The sequence below is a fragment of the Pseudomonas sp. Pseusp18 genome (genome assembly GCF_059506005.1).
In genome coordinates this window covers 1,861,595-1,878,199 of the sequence record NZ_CP169240.1, presented here as the reverse complement: position 1 = coordinate 1,878,199, position 16,605 = coordinate 1,861,595, and the positions used below count along the sequence as shown (strand labels likewise).

At 58.4% G+C, this 16,605-nt stretch carries 17 protein-coding genes, 1 tRNA gene and 1 pseudogene; 13 read left to right on the top strand and 6 right to left on the bottom strand.

The genetic code is table 11. The features are described 5' to 3' along the window. Window positions 1-286 precede the first annotated feature (286 nt). The 10 genes from ACEN9A_RS08370 to ACEN9A_RS08325 all read left to right on the top strand — a co-directional run bounded on the left by ACEN9A_RS08370 (window position 287) and on the right by ACEN9A_RS08325 (window position 9,011). Complete coding sequence (locus tag ACEN9A_RS08370) at window positions 287-826, top strand: thiamine pyrophosphate-binding protein (protein ID WP_018928360.1); 540 nt, start codon at window positions 287-289, stop codon at window positions 824-826. Beyond that, window positions 814-1,410, top strand: coding sequence for a thiamine pyrophosphate-dependent enzyme (locus tag ACEN9A_RS08365; protein WP_258672955.1), 597 nt, complete (start codon window positions 814-816; stop codon window positions 1,408-1,410). Before ACEN9A_RS08370 ends, ACEN9A_RS08365 begins: the two co-directional genes overlap by 13 nt. Window positions 1,411-1,476: 66 nt before the next feature. Then, window positions 1,477-2,640: an acyl-CoA dehydrogenase family protein gene (locus tag ACEN9A_RS08360; RefSeq protein WP_258672954.1), complete on the top strand. Its 1,164-nt coding sequence runs from the start codon at window positions 1,477-1,479 to the stop codon at window positions 2,638-2,640. 20 nt (window positions 2,641-2,660) lie between these two features. Continuing rightward, window positions 2,661-3,863, top strand: coding sequence for a CaiB/BaiF CoA transferase family protein (locus tag ACEN9A_RS08355; RefSeq protein ID WP_258672952.1), 1,203 nt, complete (start codon window positions 2,661-2,663; stop codon window positions 3,861-3,863). Between the two features lie 37 nt (window positions 3,864-3,900). After that, a complete protein-coding gene (locus tag ACEN9A_RS08350; protein WP_258672951.1) occupies window positions 3,901-4,650 on the top strand; it encodes an electron transfer flavoprotein subunit beta/FixA family protein in 750 nt (249 codons plus the stop codon). Continuing rightward, window positions 4,651-5,607 (top strand): electron transfer flavoprotein subunit alpha/FixB family protein, encoded by a 957-nt coding sequence (locus ACEN9A_RS08345; RefSeq protein WP_258672950.1) that lies wholly within the window; start codon window positions 4,651-4,653, stop codon window positions 5,605-5,607. It begins immediately after the preceding gene. A gap of 25 nt (window positions 5,608-5,632) precedes the next feature. Beyond that, entirely contained in the window at window positions 5,633-6,475 is an 843-nt protein-coding gene (locus ACEN9A_RS08340) for an HTD2 family dehydratase (RefSeq protein WP_258672949.1), read from the top strand. After that, on the top strand, window positions 6,472-7,296 hold the full coding sequence (locus ACEN9A_RS08335; RefSeq protein ID WP_258672948.1) for an HpcH/HpaI aldolase/citrate lyase family protein: 825 nt from the start codon (window positions 6,472-6,474) through the stop codon (window positions 7,294-7,296). The genes ACEN9A_RS08340 and ACEN9A_RS08335 overlap by 4 nt, the downstream gene beginning before the upstream one ends. A 23-nt stretch (window positions 7,297-7,319) precedes the next feature. Next, entirely contained in the window at window positions 7,320-8,711 is a 1,392-nt protein-coding gene (locus ACEN9A_RS08330; RefSeq protein ID WP_258672947.1) for an aldehyde dehydrogenase family protein, read from the top strand. 93 nt (window positions 8,712-8,804) lie between these two features. Continuing rightward, window positions 8,805-9,011 (top strand): hypothetical protein, encoded by a 207-nt coding sequence (locus tag ACEN9A_RS08325; RefSeq protein ID WP_018930267.1) that lies wholly within the window; start codon window positions 8,805-8,807, stop codon window positions 9,009-9,011. Window positions 9,012-9,270: 259 nt separating this feature from the next. On the opposite strand, the gene ACEN9A_RS08320 is transcribed toward ACEN9A_RS08325, so the two are convergent. Further along, window positions 9,271-10,350: an SDR family oxidoreductase gene (locus ACEN9A_RS08320; protein ID WP_258672945.1), complete on the bottom strand. Its 1,080-nt coding sequence runs from the start codon at window positions 10,348-10,350 to the stop codon at window positions 9,271-9,273. Between the two features lie 74 nt (window positions 10,351-10,424). On the opposite strand from ACEN9A_RS08320, the gene ACEN9A_RS08315 reads away from it, so the two are divergent. The 3 genes from ACEN9A_RS08315 to ACEN9A_RS08305 all read left to right on the top strand — a co-directional run bounded on the left by ACEN9A_RS08315 (window position 10,425) and on the right by ACEN9A_RS08305 (window position 12,839). Then, a complete protein-coding gene (locus tag ACEN9A_RS08315; RefSeq protein ID WP_258672944.1) occupies window positions 10,425-10,814 on the top strand; it encodes a MerR family transcriptional regulator in 390 nt (129 codons plus the stop codon). 319 nt (window positions 10,815-11,133) lie between these two features. Then, a complete protein-coding gene (locus ACEN9A_RS08310; protein WP_026345860.1) occupies window positions 11,134-11,760 on the top strand; it encodes a LysE family translocator in 627 nt (208 codons plus the stop codon). Between the two features lie 200 nt (window positions 11,761-11,960). Then, entirely contained in the window at window positions 11,961-12,839 is an 879-nt protein-coding gene (locus ACEN9A_RS08305; protein WP_258672943.1) for a sterol desaturase family protein, read from the top strand. On the opposite strand, the pseudogene rz1 reads toward ACEN9A_RS08305, so the two are convergent. The 5 genes and pseudogenes from rz1 to pheT form a co-directional block, all read right to left on the bottom strand. Then, window positions 12,816-12,926 (bottom strand): annotated as a pseudogene (gene rz1, locus ACEN9A_RS08300) (lysis system o-spanin lipoprotein Rz1); the annotation flags it as partial. The gene ACEN9A_RS08305 and the pseudogene rz1 overlap by 24 nt on opposite strands. A 478-nt stretch (window positions 12,927-13,404) precedes the next feature. Then, window positions 13,405-13,481, bottom strand: a tRNA-Pro gene (locus ACEN9A_RS08295). 89 nt (window positions 13,482-13,570) lie between these two features. Further along, window positions 13,571-13,927, bottom strand: coding sequence for a MerR family transcriptional regulator (locus ACEN9A_RS08290; protein ID WP_003179985.1), 357 nt, complete (start codon window positions 13,925-13,927; stop codon window positions 13,571-13,573). Further along, the gene (ihfA, locus tag ACEN9A_RS08285) at window positions 13,908-14,210 is read right to left on the bottom strand and encodes an integration host factor subunit alpha (RefSeq protein WP_002553164.1); all 303 of its coding nucleotides are present in this window, start codon (window positions 14,208-14,210) and stop codon (window positions 13,908-13,910) included. Before ihfA ends, ACEN9A_RS08290 begins: the two co-directional genes overlap by 20 nt. A gap of 3 nt (window positions 14,211-14,213) precedes the next feature. Further along, entirely contained in the window at window positions 14,214-16,595 is a 2,382-nt protein-coding gene (gene pheT, locus ACEN9A_RS08280) for a phenylalanine--tRNA ligase subunit beta (RefSeq protein ID WP_258672942.1), read from the bottom strand. Window positions 16,596-16,605 lie beyond the last annotated feature (10 nt).

Below are 16,605 nucleotides of genomic sequence, written 5' to 3'. Positions count from 1 at the left end.
GAAAACTACCCTAGCCCCACCTCCTCAATAAGAGCGGATCACGCTCTAGCTGATATGCCCAAATGCTATGACCCGGCGCCCAGGCTCAGCACCTTTGCGCAAGGCTGCTGCTCGGCTTTGCCCTTCCCATAATGTGCGGTTATCGCCGTTCCCTGCTGCGCCACGCGTTCGCCGCCAAGCTATACAAAACAGGCATATCTCAAAGACAAAAACGGTAGTCGTCGGCAGCAATCAGCACTCCCAGAATGTGTGAAAACACAAAAGCAGCACTGCTTGGGAGACTGGCATGTCAACAGAAGCTGAACAAACCGTGGGACAGGATTGGCAGGAGGACGTGTTCCGCGTGCTCAAGGCCCACGACGTCAAACATGTGGTCTTCGTACCGGATGCAGGCCACTCGGCGGCCATCCGCATGTCGTATGCCGACCCGGACATCAAGGCCGTCGTCCTCACCACCGAAGAAGAAGGCATCGGCTACCTCGCCGGCGCCTGGCTGGGCGGTGAACGCGGTGCCCTGTTGATGCAGTCCAGCGGTGTCGGTAACTGCATCAACACCCTCGCGCTCCAAGTCTGCGCCGGTTTCCCACTGTTGATGGTGGTGACCATGCGCGGTGACTGGGCCGAATTCAACGCGTGGCAGAACCCGATGGGCCAGGCCACCGAAGCCTCCCTGAACCTGATGAAAGTCATGACCTGGCGCGCGGACGTTCCCGAAGACGTCGCCCCGCTGCTGCACGGTGCTGCGACCATGGCCTTCAACGGTGATTCGTCCACTGCCCTGCTGCTCGGCCAGCGCCTGATTGGAGAAAAGAAATGGGTCAAGTAAGCGCCAACCACACCCTGTGTCGCCGCGAAGTGGTCAAGGCCTTGCTGGCCGACCGTAAAGACGTACTGGTCGTGACCGGCCTGGGCTCAGCGTCCTATGACGTCATGGCCGCCGGCGACCATGATCTGAATTACTACCTCTGGGCTGCCATGGGCAGCGCCATCACGGTCGGCCTGGGCCTGGCGAATGCCCAGCCGGACAAGTCGGTGGTGGTGGTCACCGGCGACGGCGAATTGCTCATGGGCTTCGGCGCACTGGCCACCGTCGCGCTGCAAAAACCCGCCAACCTGACCATCGCCGTGCTGGATAACGGCCACTTTGGCGAAACCGGGATGCAAGTCAGCCACGCCGGTTTCGGTATTTCCCTGGACCAGGTGGCGAAGACCTGCAGCTTCAGCTGGACCGACGAAATCCGCGACATGCAAGGCGTGCATGACCTGCGCGAGCGCTTCGCCACCCGCGACGGCGTCAAGCTCGCAACGATCAAGATCAAAGCGGAAAACCCGCCACGGGTGCTGCCACCGCGTGATGGTCACTACATCAAGAATCGCTTTCGTGCTGCGCTGGGTTTCAACCCGATCTGATTGCGCCCTACCCGGACCGAGTCACGCCGGGCTGATGCCAGGCGTGGCACGTTGAGGAGAATAATAATGACTGATCGCAACGCTGAAGAACTCAATGCCATCCGCGAGGGCGTACGCGCTCTTTGCGCAGAATTCGATGCCGCTTACTGGCGCAAAATCGACGAAGAAAAAGGCTTTCCGGAAACCTTCGTAAAGGCCCTGACCGATGCCGGCTGGTTGGCCGCGATGATCCCGGTTGAATACGGCGGCTCCGGCCTGGGGCTGGCCGAGGCCTCGGTGATCCTCGAAGAGGTGAACCGCTGCGGCGGCAACTCCGGGACCGTGCACGGGCAGATGTACAACATGTTCACCCTGCTGCGACACGGCAGCGAGGCGCAGAAAAGTTACTACCTGCCGAAGCTGGCCAACGGTGAATTGCGCCTGCAATCGATGGGCGTGACCGAGCCCACCACCGGTACCGACACCACCAAGATCAAGACCACTGCCGTACGCAAAGGCGACAAGTACGTGATCAACGGGCAGAAGGTGTGGATCTCGCGGATCCAGCATTCCGACCTGATGATCCTGCTGGCGCGCACCACGCCGTTGGCCGACGTGAAGAAAAAGTCCGAAGGCATGTCGATCTTCCTCGTCGACCTGCGCGAGGCCATCGGCAATGGCATGACCGTGCAGCCCATCGCCAACATGGTCAACCACGAGACCAACGAGTTGTTCTTCGACAACCTGGAAATCCCCGCTGACAGCCTGATTGGCGAAGAAGGCAAAGGCTTCCGGTACATCCTCGACGGACTGAATGCCGAACGCACCCTGATCGCCGCCGAGTGCATCGGTGACGGTCGCTGGTTTATCAAAAAGGCCAGTGCCTATGCCCGCGACCGCGTGGTGTTCGGGCGCCCGATCGGGCAGAACCAGGGTGTGCAGTTCCCCATCGCCGAAGCCCACATCGAAATCGAAGCAGCCGACCTGATGCGCTGGCGTGCCTGCGAGGAATACGACAGCGGCCTCAACGCCGGAGCCAGCGCCAACATGGCCAAGTACCTGGCAGCGAAAGCCTCCTGGGAGGCAGCCAATGCTTGCCTGCAAACCCACGGCGGATTCGGCTTCGCCTGCGAATACGACGTCGAGCGCAAGTTCCGCGAAACCCGTCTGTATCAGGTCGCCCCCATCTCCACCAACCTGATCCTGTCGTACGTTGCCGAACACCTGCTCGAACTGCCGCGCTCTTTCTAATAACAAGAGAGATAAACATCATGAGCCAGCCCAAAGGCCTCCGCCCGCTCGATGGCCTTACCGTCGTCAGCCTTGAGCATGCCATTGCAGCGCCCTTCTGCACCCGCCAACTGGCCGACCTCGGCGCCCGGGTGATCAAGGTCGAACGTCCAGGCACAGGTGATTTCGCCCGGGGCTACGACCAACGCGTCAACGGCCTGGCTTCGCACTTCGTCTGGACCAACCGTTCGAAAGAAAGCCTGACCCTCGACCTGAAACAGGACTCGGCCACCGAGGTGCTGGACAGTTTGCTCGCCACTGCCGACGTGCTCGTGCAGAACCTGGCGCCCGGTGCCGCTGCGCGGATGGGATTGTCATTTGAGGCGTTGCACCAGCGCTTTCCGCGCCTGATTGTCTGTGACATTTCAGGCTATGGCGTCGGTGGTCCCTACGAGAAGAAGAAAGCCTACGACCTGTTGATCCAGAGTGAAGGCGGCTTTCTGTCGGTCACCGGCAGCCCGGGCGAGGACGAAATGGCCAAGGCCGGTTGCTCCATCGCCGACATCGCGGCCGGCATGTACGCCTACACCGGGATTCTGTCTGCCCTGCTGCTGCGCGAACGGACCGGCGAAGGCAGCCACCTCGATGTGTCGATGCTCGAAAGCCTGGTCGAGTGGATGAACTACCCGCTGTACTACGCCTACGACGGTGCGCCTCCACCCCCTCGCGCCGGTGCAGCGCACGCCACCATTTACCCCTATGGCCCCTTCCCCATCGGTGACGGCACCACCGTGATGCTGGGTTTGCAGAACGAGCGTGAATGGCAGCTGTTTTGCGAGAAGGTGCTGCTTGCCCCCGAGCTGGCAAAAGACCCGCGTTTCTCGGCCAACTTCAAACGCGTCGAGAACCGCAACGCCCTACGGGAACTGATCATCGAATCGTTCTCCACGCTCAACTTCGATGCGGTGATCGATCGCCTCGACCATGCGCAAATTGCCAACGCCCGGGTGAATGACATGCAAGGTGTCTGGGACCACCCGCAACTTCAGGCCCGTGACCGTTGGCGAGCCGTTGAAACCTCCGCCGGCCCCGTTCCAAGCCTGATCCCGCCCGGCAGCAACAGCGCATTCGAGCCACGCATGGATGCCGTACCGGGCCTTGGTCAACACACCGAACAGTTGCTCAGGGAACTGGGGCTGGGCGCGGAACGCATTGAAGAAATGCGCGCCGCCGGGGCCATCTGACTGCAACGATAAAAGATTTTCGAGAGAACACTGCCCAATGAAGATCCTCGTAGCTGTGAAACGCGTGGTCGATTACAACGTGAAAGTTCGTGTGAAAGCGGACCATTCCGGCGTCGACCTCGCTAACGTCAAGATGTCGATGAACCCGTTCTGCGAAATCGCCGTGGAAGAAGCGGTACGTCTGAAAGAGAGCGGTATTGCGACTGAAATCGTCGTTGTTTCCATCGGCCCGTCCACCGCTCAAGAGCAACTGCGCACCGCGCTGGCTCTGGGCGCCGACCGCGCCATCCTCGTCGAATCCGCTGAAGACCTGACTTCCCTGGCCGTGGCCAAGCTGCTCAAGGCCGTGGTCGACAAGGAGCAGCCACAGCTGGTGATCCTCGGCAAACAAGCCATCGACAGCGACAACAACCAGACTGGCCAGATGCTCGCGGCATTGAGCGGCTACGGTCAGGGCACGTTCGCATCCAAAGTCGAAGTCAGCGGAGCCAGCGTTGCCGTGACCCGCGAAATCGACGGCGGCGCGCAGACCGTTTCCCTGAAACTGCCGGCCATCGTCACTACCGACCTGCGTTTGAACGAGCCGCGCTACGCGTCCCTGCCAAACATCATGAAAGCCAAGAAGAAGCCTCTCGAAGTAGTGACTGCGGACGCTTTGGGCGTTTCCACCGCCTCCACCAACACAACCTTGAAAGTCGAAGCGCCAGCTGCACGCAGCGCGGGGATCAAGGTCAAGTCGGTGGCTGAGCTGGTGGAGAAATTGAAGAACGAAGCGAAGGTGATCTGAATGACGATCCTGGTAATTGCTGACTATTCAAATGACCAGCAGGACAACAACGTGCTGGCCCCGGCCACGCTGAACACCGTGGCGGCCGCCGCGAAAATCGGTGGCGACATCCACGTTCTGGTGGCCGGCGCAGGTGTTGGTGCCGTGGCTGAAGCCGCGGCGAAAATTGCCGGTGTGGCGAAAGTGTTGGTGGCCGACAACGCCGCCTACGCGCATCAACTGCCGGAAAACGTTGCCCCGTTAGTGGCAGGTCTGGTGATAGAGCAGCGCACGATTTACAGCCATGTGCTGGCCTCGGCCACTTCCAACGGCAAAAACACCCTGCCACGCGTAGCCGCTCAGCTGGACGTTGATCAGATTTCCGAGATCATCTCGGTCGAAAGCGCCGACACCTTCAAGCGCCCGATCTACGCCGGTAACGCCATCGCCACTGTGCAATCGAACGCTGCGGTCAAAGTAATCACCGTGCGGGCTACCGGTTTCGACCCGGTGGCGGCTGAAGGTGGTTCGGCGGTCGTCGAAGCGGTCGCCACCGTTTTCGACGAGGGGAAATCCAGCTTCGTCAGTGAAGAACTGGCCAAGTCCGATCGTCCGGAACTGACCGCCGCCAGGGTCGTCGTTTCCGGCGGGCGCGGCATGCAGAACGGCGACAACTTCAAACACCTGTACGCCCTGGCCGACAAGCTCGGTGCTGCTGTCGGTGCTTCGCGCGCCGCGGTCGACGCAGGTTTCGTACCCAACGACATGCAGGTCGGTCAGACCGGCAAGATCGTTGCGCCACAGCTGTACATCGCCGTCGGTATCTCCGGCGCGATCCAGCACCTGGCCGGCATGAAAGACTCCAAAGTGATCGTGGCGATCAACAAGGACGAAGAAGCGCCGATCTTCCAGGTGGCCGATTACGGCCTGGTGGCGGATTTGTTCGAAGCGATTCCAGAAATGGCCGCCCTGGCCTGATCACCGACCGACAGGAGCGACATGTATGAGCAATATCGATTTTTCAGCGTGGATCGGACGTCATCAGGAAAGCCAGGACCGGATCAGCTTCAACCTGGTCAAACGCATTGCCGCCACCTTGAGCGAAGTGGCGCCACTGCCTGGCGAAGCGCTGCCGCCGCTGTGGCACTGGGCGTTCTTTCAGGAGCCGGTTGCCGCCAGCGAACTGGGCCCGGACGGCCATACCGCGCTCGGCGGCTTCCTGCCACCAGCCCGCAACCGCAATCGCATGTGGGCCGGTAGCCGAATCGAGTTCTACCAGCCTCTGAAGGTAGAGGCGGATGTGACCTGCGTATCGACCATTCTCAACGTCGAAGAGAAGCACGGTCGCACCGGATCGTTGCTGTTCGTCACGGTACGCCATGAGTATTTCCAGGACGGCCAACGCGCCCTGCAAGATGAGCAGGACATCGTCTACCGGGAACCGACACCGCCCAAACTGAGCGGCACCGAAGCGCTCCCTGAAGGCCAATGGCAAGACCAGGTCGAACCCTCACCGACCCTGCTGTTCCGCTATTCCGCAGTCACCTTCAATGGCCACCGGATTCACTATGACTGGCCCTACGTCACAGAGACCGAAGGCTATCCGGGGTTGGTAGTGCATGGCCCTTTGATCGCCACCCTCAACTTGCGTGCCTTCACCAGAGCGCACCCGACCGCGCGCTTGAAGCGCTTCGCGTTCCGGGGTGTCAGGCCGCTGATTTCACCGCAACCCTTCGAAGTGGGCGGGCGTCTGATCGACAGCGGCAAGGCGCAGGTTTGGGCGGGCAATCAGGACGGCACCGCACAAATCGGTGAAGTCGAGTTCAGCGCGGGAGAAACCCCATGAATCCATCGATCGTTCGCACCGCCCTGTTTGTCCCGGCCACGCGTCCAGAGCGCATCCCCAAAGCCATCGCCACCGGCGCGGACCGGGTGATTGTCGACCTGGAAGATGCCGTACAGGAAAACCTCAAGGAACAGGCCAGGGATAATCTGCAGCGCTTCTTGAGTGACCACCCGGACGCCCGGATTCTGGTTCGCGTGAATGCCCCGGATCACTGGGCACACGCTGCAGACCTGGATCTTTGCCGACGCCATGCCGGTGTGACCGCCATTCTGCTGCCCAAGGCTGAAACCTGTGCGCAAGTGCACACTGCAGGCAGCACCGGCAAACCGGTCTGGCCGATCATCGAAAGCGCCAAAGGCTTGGCTGCACTTGGCTCGATTGCCATCGCCCAAGGTGTCGAGAGGCTGTCGTTCGGCAGTCTCGATCTGGGCCTGGACCTGAACCTGACCACCGGCAGCCGCGCCGCCGATGAAGTGCTCAGCCACGCCCGTTATGCCGTATTGCTCTGGACCCGGGTTGCCGGACTGGCGCCTGCGCTGGATGGTGTTTTTCCCTCGATCGAGGACACCACCGGCCTGCACGCCGCCGTTGAATTTGCCCGCGACATGGGCTTCGGCGGCGCACTGTGCATCCATCCGAGCCAAGTGGCGATCATCCATCAGGCATTACAACCCACCGCTGAAGAATTGCACTGGGCGCGACGCATCATCGATGCCGCCAGCTCCGGGGAAGGCGTGTTCGTGATGGATGGGCAAATGGTCGATGCACCGGTCATTGGTCGTGCCCAAGCCATTCTGGCGCGCGCGAACCAGCCATTTTGATTCTCACCCTGCAGGACGGTGTCATGACCCCAATTTCCAGTCTCACCCATGCCATTTCGATCAACCCCGCCACTGGCGAGCAGATCGGCCACTACCCTTTCGAATCCCCATCGACCCTGGACGCCGCATTGTCGCGCGCCGCTGCCGGCTTCCGCGTCTGGCGCAGCAAACCCGTTGATCAACGCTCGCAGTTGTTGATCACCCTGGCTCAGGTATTGCGCGACAACGCCGCCACGATGGCGAACATGATCACCCAGGAAATGGGCAAGCCCATCACTCAGGCACGCGGTGAAATCGAAAAGTGCGCGCAGCTTTGCCAGTGGTACGCCGAACACGGCCCTGCCATGCTGAGTGCCGAACCGACAATGGTCGAGGGTGGCAAGGCACGCATTGAATACCGCCCGCTCGGCCCGATTCTCGCCGTGATGCCGTGGAACTTCCCGATCTGGCAAGTCCTGCGCGGCGCCGTTCCAGCACTGATCGCCGGTAATACCTACGTCCTCAAACATGCCCCCAACGTGATGGGCTGCGCCTGGCTGTTGCGGGATGCCTTCAAGCACGCGGACTTTCCCGAAGGTGTTTTCGAAGTCATCAATGTCACGCCGGACGGCGTCTCCACGGCCATCGCCGACCCACGCATCGCCGCGGTGACGCTCACCGGCAGCGTACGGGCCGGCATTGCCATTGGCGCACAGGCCGGTGCGGCCTTGAAAAAGTGTGTGCTGGAACTGGGCGGCTCCGATCCGTTCATTGTGCTCAACGATGCCGACCTTGACGAGGCAGTCAAAGCCGCCGTCATTGGCCGCTATCAGAACACCGGACAAGTCTGCGCAGCCGCCAAGCGCCTGATCGTCGAGCAAGGCATTGCCCAGGCATTCACCCGCAAGTTCGTCGAAGCCACCCGCCAACTGGTCGTCGGCGATCCACTGGCCCCAGACACCTATATTGGCCCCATGGCCCGCTTCGACCTGCGTGATGAACTGGATCGCCAGGTTCGCAACACCCTGGAAGAAGGCGCGACATTGCTGATGGGCGGCAAGAAAGCTGAAGGCCCCGGCAACTTTTACGAGCCCACCGTCTTCGCTGACGTCACTGACCAAATGACCTCATTCAAACAGGAACTGTTCGGCCCGGTAGCCTCGATCATCACCGCACGCGACGCCGCCCATGCGCTGGAATTGGCCAACAACAGCGAATTCGGACTCGCCTCAACCATCTACACAGGCAATGCTCAGCTGGCGGAGCAGATGGCTGGTGAACTGGAAACTGGTGGTGTGTTCATCAATGGATATTGCGCGACGGACCCGCGTGTCACGTTTGGTGGTGTGAAGAAAAGCGGTTTTGGCCGGGAACTGTCGCATTTTGGGGTGCGAGAGTTTTGCAATGCGCAGACGGTTTGGTTGGATCGGCGCTGATTGCATCAATAGTAAAACTGAGACAAATAAAAAGGGTCGCGAGGTAAAATCTCGCGACCCTTTTTAATTAATTCTCGTCCTCCCTGGGTACTCATGTTGAAGAAGCAACCGGAAAGCAAAGCGGCGACTGCTGCTGAAATTGAGCGCTCCATCCAGGCCCTGAACAAAATGGCAGAACGCCTTTGGGGTGATGGCCGGGAAGCTGAGGCGAAAGCCCTCCTGGATGCGTTGGATGCACTAAACCGGGCGCTTGATCGGATCAGGATTGGAGAGAGTCGAAGGATTTCGACTCTGCATTAAGACGCATGAGTCAAACGGCGGTTGAGGTGAAGGCTGGGCGAATAACCCAGGTGCAAATTTTTTGGATGCTTTCCCCGTCCTCATAGCGCTATCAAAGTCATCTATCGAAGCCCTTTTGAACCCGAATGCCAACTATTTCAGCAAAGCTGGCCATTTTCCAGGTACCTGCTCTCGCTCCATACGGTTTGGATATTCATTACTTCACCGTCACATGGGATGAGCAATCGCTTAGCAACTTCCGCGTGCTCTGCCGCCATTGCTAGCGGGCCTTGCCCTTGGCTATGCAATTTGAGTTGACGAACGTGGCAGTGTGCTGCAATGACTGACGTATATCCGGCTTGGCTATTCCATGCCTGTTGGCAAATTGCTCGACCGCCGCTGTATCAAAACGAGTGGTCTGGATAAAGTCCAAGGCTTCAGGTTTTGTATTCAAAAACCGCGCGACGGGAGGAATACTCAGTAGCAACTTCAGCAATCGGAGCGAAATGTAATACTTGGGAGACTTTAAGCCAACGGGCTGTGCCACCTGTACCAGGAGTTCTCGCAAGTTGGGAGTTTGGTCATCAAGCGCCAGCAGTTCCTGGCCCACCATGGCAGGATCAAAAGCACAAACCGCCACCAGCTCAACCAGGTAATCCACGGTAACCAGTGGCAGCCAGTGCTCGGCAGTACCGGGCACTGCAGTCAGCTTTCCCTGCACAAGGTTGCGTATCAGCTCCACCAGCGGCTGACCGTCAAGGATATGCCCCGTGCGGCTGTGGCCACAAACCGTCGCGGGGTGGACAACGGTCATCTCCCCGCCCTTGGCGGACATGACCTCCAGGGTCGCAAAATGCGCCTCCAGCTTGCTCCCCTCGTAACCACCGACATGTCGGTAGACGGCAGGCCAATTCGTCAGCTCCGGATAACGAGGATCAATTCCGATGCGCTGCAGATGTTCATGATTTTTCAGCATGTAGCCGCCGATCATCACTAACCGGCTTTTTTGCTCAGCCGCCAACAGCGCCACGCGCTTTGCCCCTTCCACATTCACCGCACGAGAATGCTCCACTGAAAGCCCCCAAGCGAAATGGGCGCCCAGGTGGAATACGACTCTGGCGTGCCTTAGCACTTCTCGGTCAGCAAGACTCAACCCGAGGTTGTCCCGTTCCAGATCGCCAGCTACGGCAAATACCCGGGTTGCGTTCCCTCCCAAATTGTCGACTTGCTCGCGCAGTGCATCTAGTCGCTCCGGGCGACGCATCAACACCCGAATGGTGTGACCTTTTGCACTCAGGTACGCCACCAAATGTTGACCGATGAAGCCGGTCCCCCCCGTGACAAAGCACTCCACACTCATTTCCCTGCTCCTTGTTTAAGGTGAGAAATCAAGCGTAAACTATCGACCCAACTCTACAGTCAAGCGGTGTTTTCATGAAAATCGGCGAACTCGAAGCCCGCAGTGGCGCCAGCCGCCATACGCTGCGTTACTACGAGCAAATCGGCCTGATCTCATCGCTGCGGCAAACTAACAACTATCGCGTTTACACAGCGCAAACTCTGCAGGATCTGGACTTTATCCAGCGCGCGCAAAGCATGGGGTTTTCCCTGGGGGAAATAGGCGAGATTCTGGATGCGCAGCGGAACAAGCTGATCGACTGTGCTGACGGCGCTAAGCTAATTGAAAAGAAGATGGCAGAAATCAAACAGAAAATCGCCAACCTCCAAAGCATTTATCGGTATCTGGATGAAGAGCGTGCAAACCTCGAAGCCAGTGCTGCCAAGCAACTTGAGCTTCAGCAGCTGCACAACTCTTCCAACTGAACTGTCAGCATCTAGAAGACGGAAGCTGCAGCCTGCTTAGAGTTTCAAGCCCCCTAACGCACTTTCTAAAACCTTCTGGCCAGCCCTGGACAGTAAGCGTCCGCCCAACAGACCTTGCGTGGTTAAATGGCCGTCAAGCCGTGCCGACTGGTTCAAACTCATAATCGCAGCCGCACGTTAGCCGCTGCGTAACAAGCCCGCGAATAGGCTCTTCAAACACATATTCTCAAATGAAGTGGCTTTGACTTTGCAGCCTGGTACGAGCACATTCTGGTGCTACGTGAGGATGGATGCCTCGGTGAGGCTTAAGGAGAATGCCGTGTTTCCGATCAATATCTGGCTTGCCTATACTGCCGCGTGCTTGCTATTGGTGCTCGCACCAGGCCCGGACAATCTGCTGGCCGTAGGCCGAGGACTCAGCCAGGGCAAGATCGCCGCTATCGTGTCGGGGATGGCATCTGGGGCGGGAATTCTCTTTCATGTGGCAACCGCTTCGCTAGGACTGACTTTGCTGATGCAGACGTCCGCCGTTGCCTTCTGGGTCATCAAGCTTATCGGCGCCGGCTATTTGCTTTGGCTTGGCATAAAAGTCCTGCGCTCCCGTAGCCTGATCAGCTTCCAGCCAGCGACTCGGCAATCACTGCCGAGTATTTTCCTCACTGGATTACTCTCGGCGGCACTCAATCCGAAGCCTGGGTTTTTCGTCCTTGCGTTCATCCCGCAGTTCGTCGACCCACAACGCGGCTCAGTGAGCGTGCAGATGCTGGTGTACGGCATATGGTTCGCCGCACTTACGGCAGTGGGATTCGCACTTATGGGCGTATTTGCCACTGTACTGTCCCGATTTTTGCGTCAGAGCCCACGGCTGGTAAATGGCCTGAACGTAGGGGCAGGACTCACCTTCGTCGCTTCGGGAGTATCGATAGCGGCGCTCAGCCAAAAATAGGATCAATGTCTTGGCGCTGCGGGGCTGGAATTCCAGCCTCGCTGGGTTTCTGTGATTATGACGCTGACGACTTTAAGGCTTCGCGCCAGACTGCTTGAAATCGAGGCGCGGGGTGATCGGTTCTGGCCCGACAACCATCGATTGCATTGGACCTGCCTAGCTGGCTCTCTGTAGACTCGCCCACAAAAAATGAGGCAGCAATGAACGACTTCCTGCAATACATCATTCAGGTGTTTCAAGGCAACTCGAAGGAAGTGATGGTCGCAGTCATGATGACGGGTGGCGTTTGGTTATTTGAATGGTGCAGACCAGCTGTAACCGATTCGGGCCTAAGCGGTAGGTGGCACAACGTCAAAGTCTTCATTCTATTGCTAGTCGGCTTAGCCCTTGCCGCACCGCTATTGAATCGATGCGCGCAACTTTTACCCAGCATATCTCTGCTTGAACGCATCGTACCGGACTGGCAATCAAAAGGCATATTAGGTGGCATCCTTGCCACTCTTGTATATGCATTCATTTGGGACTTTTTCCAATACTGGACCCATCGACTTGAGCACAAGTATGTAGCTCTATGGGCATTCCATAGGGTGCATCACAGCGATACGCATATGAATGCCTCAACCTCTCTACGCCAGAGCGTAGGAGGTGCATTAATCGGCTTTTTTCTTGCCCACATACCGACCGCAATAATATGCGGAGGTAACATGGTTCCCTATCTAGGCTCATTGATACTGTTCAGTGGCTGGGGCTACTTCAATCACGCAAATGTCCGCTTCTCATTAGGACCCTTCACCCGAATAATATCGGGCCCACAATGGCACAGACTGCATCACGGGAAGGAAGCTCAATATCACAACTCAAACTATGCAGCGTTCTTTCCGATTTTAGACTTGGTGTTTGGCACACTACGACTGCCGAAAAAAGCAGAATGGGTGGAAACGGGCCTTCTCAATGATGTCTCGCCTCAGAAACCATTCAAGCAAGCATTTTTGTCTTGGCGCAATGACAGTGCATCTACCGCAAGCACACCTCGCGCACATACTGCTGCAGCGTCCTCAGAGCTGCTTGATCGGCAATAATCCCGGCGCGGATATCGAAAGCAGTTGATCCAGAAGCGGCAGAGAGTTCGATGGTTCCTGCATCGCCCAAGCGGGCGATGCTAGCGGTACCGGGCACCATACCCACCACTGGCACTTCCCTTATTGCACAGCCGGCGAGCAGAGTCAGCAGCATCGCGGCGAAGCTTTTCATTTTCGGTAAGGCCATCGGTCTTTTCCTTCTGGGCTTTCTGGTTGAGCTCGGTATCACTTTTCTCCGGTCAAAATAAACTCGCTCAATGGCGGGTATGCATGATTGCTTCAGCTCTATTTCAGGATGACTGCCACGTCAGGATTGCCCATCAGAAACGCATTCAGCGTGATGGCTTCCGGTGGTCGGCTGATAAATGCCATATACCGCTGAACATCGCGCTTCCGCGGATCATTCGGGTCTTGAACCTGTATGCCAGGAAGTGTCGGCAAACTTCGGTAGAGTTGGGGGGAATGCAGTGCCGGAGTCAGCTTGATAAAAGCCCTAGCTCGCTTGGAAAGTCACTGGGGCAGAAATAACAAAGCCACCAAAAGGTGGCTAAGTCATTGAAAAATATGGTCGGGACGGAGTGATTCGAACACTCGACCCCTAGCACCCCATGCTAGTGCGCTACCGGACTGCGCTACGCCCCGACTAGGCGTTGATTCTGTCCCTCATCTCGAGGAACGTTCAAGAATATATCGCAAGCTTTTGAAAACTGGAAGTATTTAAAAGCAGGAATTTATTTCTTGAGGACCACCAGAACATCTTCCAGCTCGGCGATCATCTGGCGGATCATTTGTTTGTATTGGGTGGTGTCGTCTTTGGCTTCATCGCCGGACAAACGCAAGCGTGCGCCGCCGATGGTGAACCCCTGATCGTAAAGAAGCGCGCGGATCTGCCGGATCATCAGCACGTCCTGGCGCTGATAATACCGGCGGTTTCCGCGGCGTTTGACGGGGTTGAGTTGAGGAAACTCCTGCTCCCAGTAGCGCAGCACGTGTGGTTTTACCGCACACAGCTCGCTGACTTCACCAATGGTGAAGTAGCGTTTGCCCGGGATGACGGGTAGTTCGTCGTTATGACTTGGTTCCAGCATAAGCCTCAACTCGGGCCTTCAACTTCTGCCCTGGACGAAAGGTGACCACACGGCGAGCCGTGATCGGGATTTCTTCTCCCGTTTTCGGATTGCGGCCAGGCCGCTGGCGTTTGTCCCGAAGGTCGAAATTGCCGAAACCGGACAATTTGACTTGTTCGTTGTCTTCGAGCGCGTGCCTGATTTCTTCGAAAAACAGTTCGACCAATTCCTTGGCCTCCCGCTTGTTCAGGCCCAGCTCTTCGTACAGACGTTCCGCCATCTCAGCTTTCGTCAAAGCCCCCATACGTCACTTCCTTAACGTGGCGTTCAACCTTTGTTCGAGCGAGGTGAGGATGTTTTGCGTTGCGGTATTCACCTCATCGTCATTAAGAGTGCGCGATGGATGCTGCCAGGTCAAGCCAACCGCAAGGCTTTTTCTATCAGGATCAATGCCTTTACCCTGATACACGTCAAATAGCCTGAGGTCCGTGAGCCATTCGCCTGCATTTTCACGGATTACATCCAGCACAGCACTTGCTGCCACGTCCGTGGCCGCAATCAATGCCAAGTCACGACGCACTTCAGGAAAGCGCGACAACTCGCTGAATTTTGGCATTTTGCCCGAAGCCACTTCGGCCAAAACCAGCTCGAAAACGAAGACCGGACGGTCGAGACCGAGGGTTTTCGACAATTCAGGGTGGATAGCACCGACATAGCCGACCAGGCGACCATCACGCTCGACGCGCGCGGTTTGACCCGGGTGCAACGCAGGGTGTTTACCCGGCACAAACGTGAACGCATCCAGTGCACCGGCGAAGCCCAGCACCGCTTCCACATCGGCTTTGACGTCGAAGAAATCCACGACATCGCGACCTTGCGCCCAGCCTTCCGGCAGACGGCTACCGCACACCACACCGGCCAGCATCGGCTCTTGCTTGAGGCCTTCCAGCTGACCGACAAAACGCAGACCGCTTTCGAACAGGCGGACACGATCCTGCTGGCGGTTCAGGTTGTGCTGAAGCGCCTTGACCAGGCCCGGCCACAGGGACGAACGCATGGCAGCCATGTCGTTGGAAATCGGGTTGGCCAGCAACAGCGGCTCGACACCCGGATTAAACAACTCGAACTGTTTCGGATCGATGAAGCTGTAGGTGATCGCTTCCTGATAACCACGGGCCACCAGCAGACGACGCAGCTCAGGCAGATCGCTGCGCGCTTCAGCCTTGGCTTGTGGTGCCAGACGGGCTTGCGGGTAGCGAACCGGCAGACGGTTGTAGCCGTACAGACGGGCCAGCTCTTCGATCAGGTCAACTTCCAGGCTGATATCGAAACGGAAGCTTGGCACTTCAACGCGCCACTGCCCTGCCCCATCGGCAGTAATGGTCAGGCCCAAAGCGCTGAGCAGACGCTCGACTTCGGCCGAATCCATTTCCATACCCAGCATCTGGGTGATGCGCTGGGCACGCAGGGTGATCGGCGCGATCGACGGCAAATGCTGTTCGCTGACGGTTTCAACAATCGGGCCGGCTTCGCCACCGGTGATGTCCAGCAGCAGGCCAGTGGCGCGCTCCATGGCTTCACGGGCCAGCTTCCAGTCCACGCCACGCTCGTAGCGGTGCGAAGCGTCGGTGTGCAGGCCGTAGGAACGCGCCTTGCCAGCGACGGCAATCTGGTCGAAGAACGCGCTTTCCAGGAAAATATCACGGGTGGTCGCGGTGTTGACGCCGCTGTGCTCGCCACCCATGACGCCGGCGATAGCCAAGGCGCGGGTGTGGTCGGCGATCACCAGCGTATCGCTACGCAGGCTGACTTCCTGGCCGTCGAGCAGCACCAGCTTCTCGCCATCTTTGGCCATGCGCACGCGGATGCCGCCATTGATTTCGGCGAGATCGAATGCGTGCAGCGGCTGGCCCAGTTCCAGCATCACGTAGTTGGTGATGTCGACGGCGGCGTCGATGCTGCGCACGTCGGCGCGACGCAGGCGCTCGACCATCCACAGTGGCGTAGGCTTGGACAGGTCAACGTTACGGATCACGCGACCCAGGTAACGCGGGCAAGCGTTCGGCGCCAGTACTTCGATCGAACGCACTTCGTCGTGCACGGCAGGAACGCTGGCAATGGCCGGGCGCACCACCGGGGCAGCATAAAGCGCACCGACTTCACGGGCCAGACCGGCCAGAGACAGGCAGTCACCGCGGTTCGGGGTCAGGTCGACCTCGATGCTGGCGTCTTCCAGGTTCAGGTATTCACGAATGTCCTGACCGACCGGCGCATCGGCCGGCAATTCCATCAGGCCGTCGTTGCCTTCGCCAATTTGCAGCTCAGCCTGGGAGCACAGCATGCCGTTGGATTCAACGCCACGCAGCTTGGCTTTCTTGATTTTAAAATCGCCTGGCAGTTCGGCACCGATCATGGCGAACGGGATCTTCAGGCCCGGGCGCACGTTTGGCGCACCGCACACAACCTGGAAGGTCTGCGCGCCACTGCTGACCTGGCAAACGCGCAGCTTGTCGGCGTCCGGGTGCTGCTCGGTGCTCAGCACCTCGCCCACTACCACACCACTGAATTCACCGGCGGCCGGCGTAACGCTATCGACCTCAAGACCGGCCATCGACAGACGAGCAACCAGCTCGTCGCGATTTACCTGCGGGCTTACCCAGCCACGCAGCCATTGTTCACTGAATTTCATCCTGCTCTCC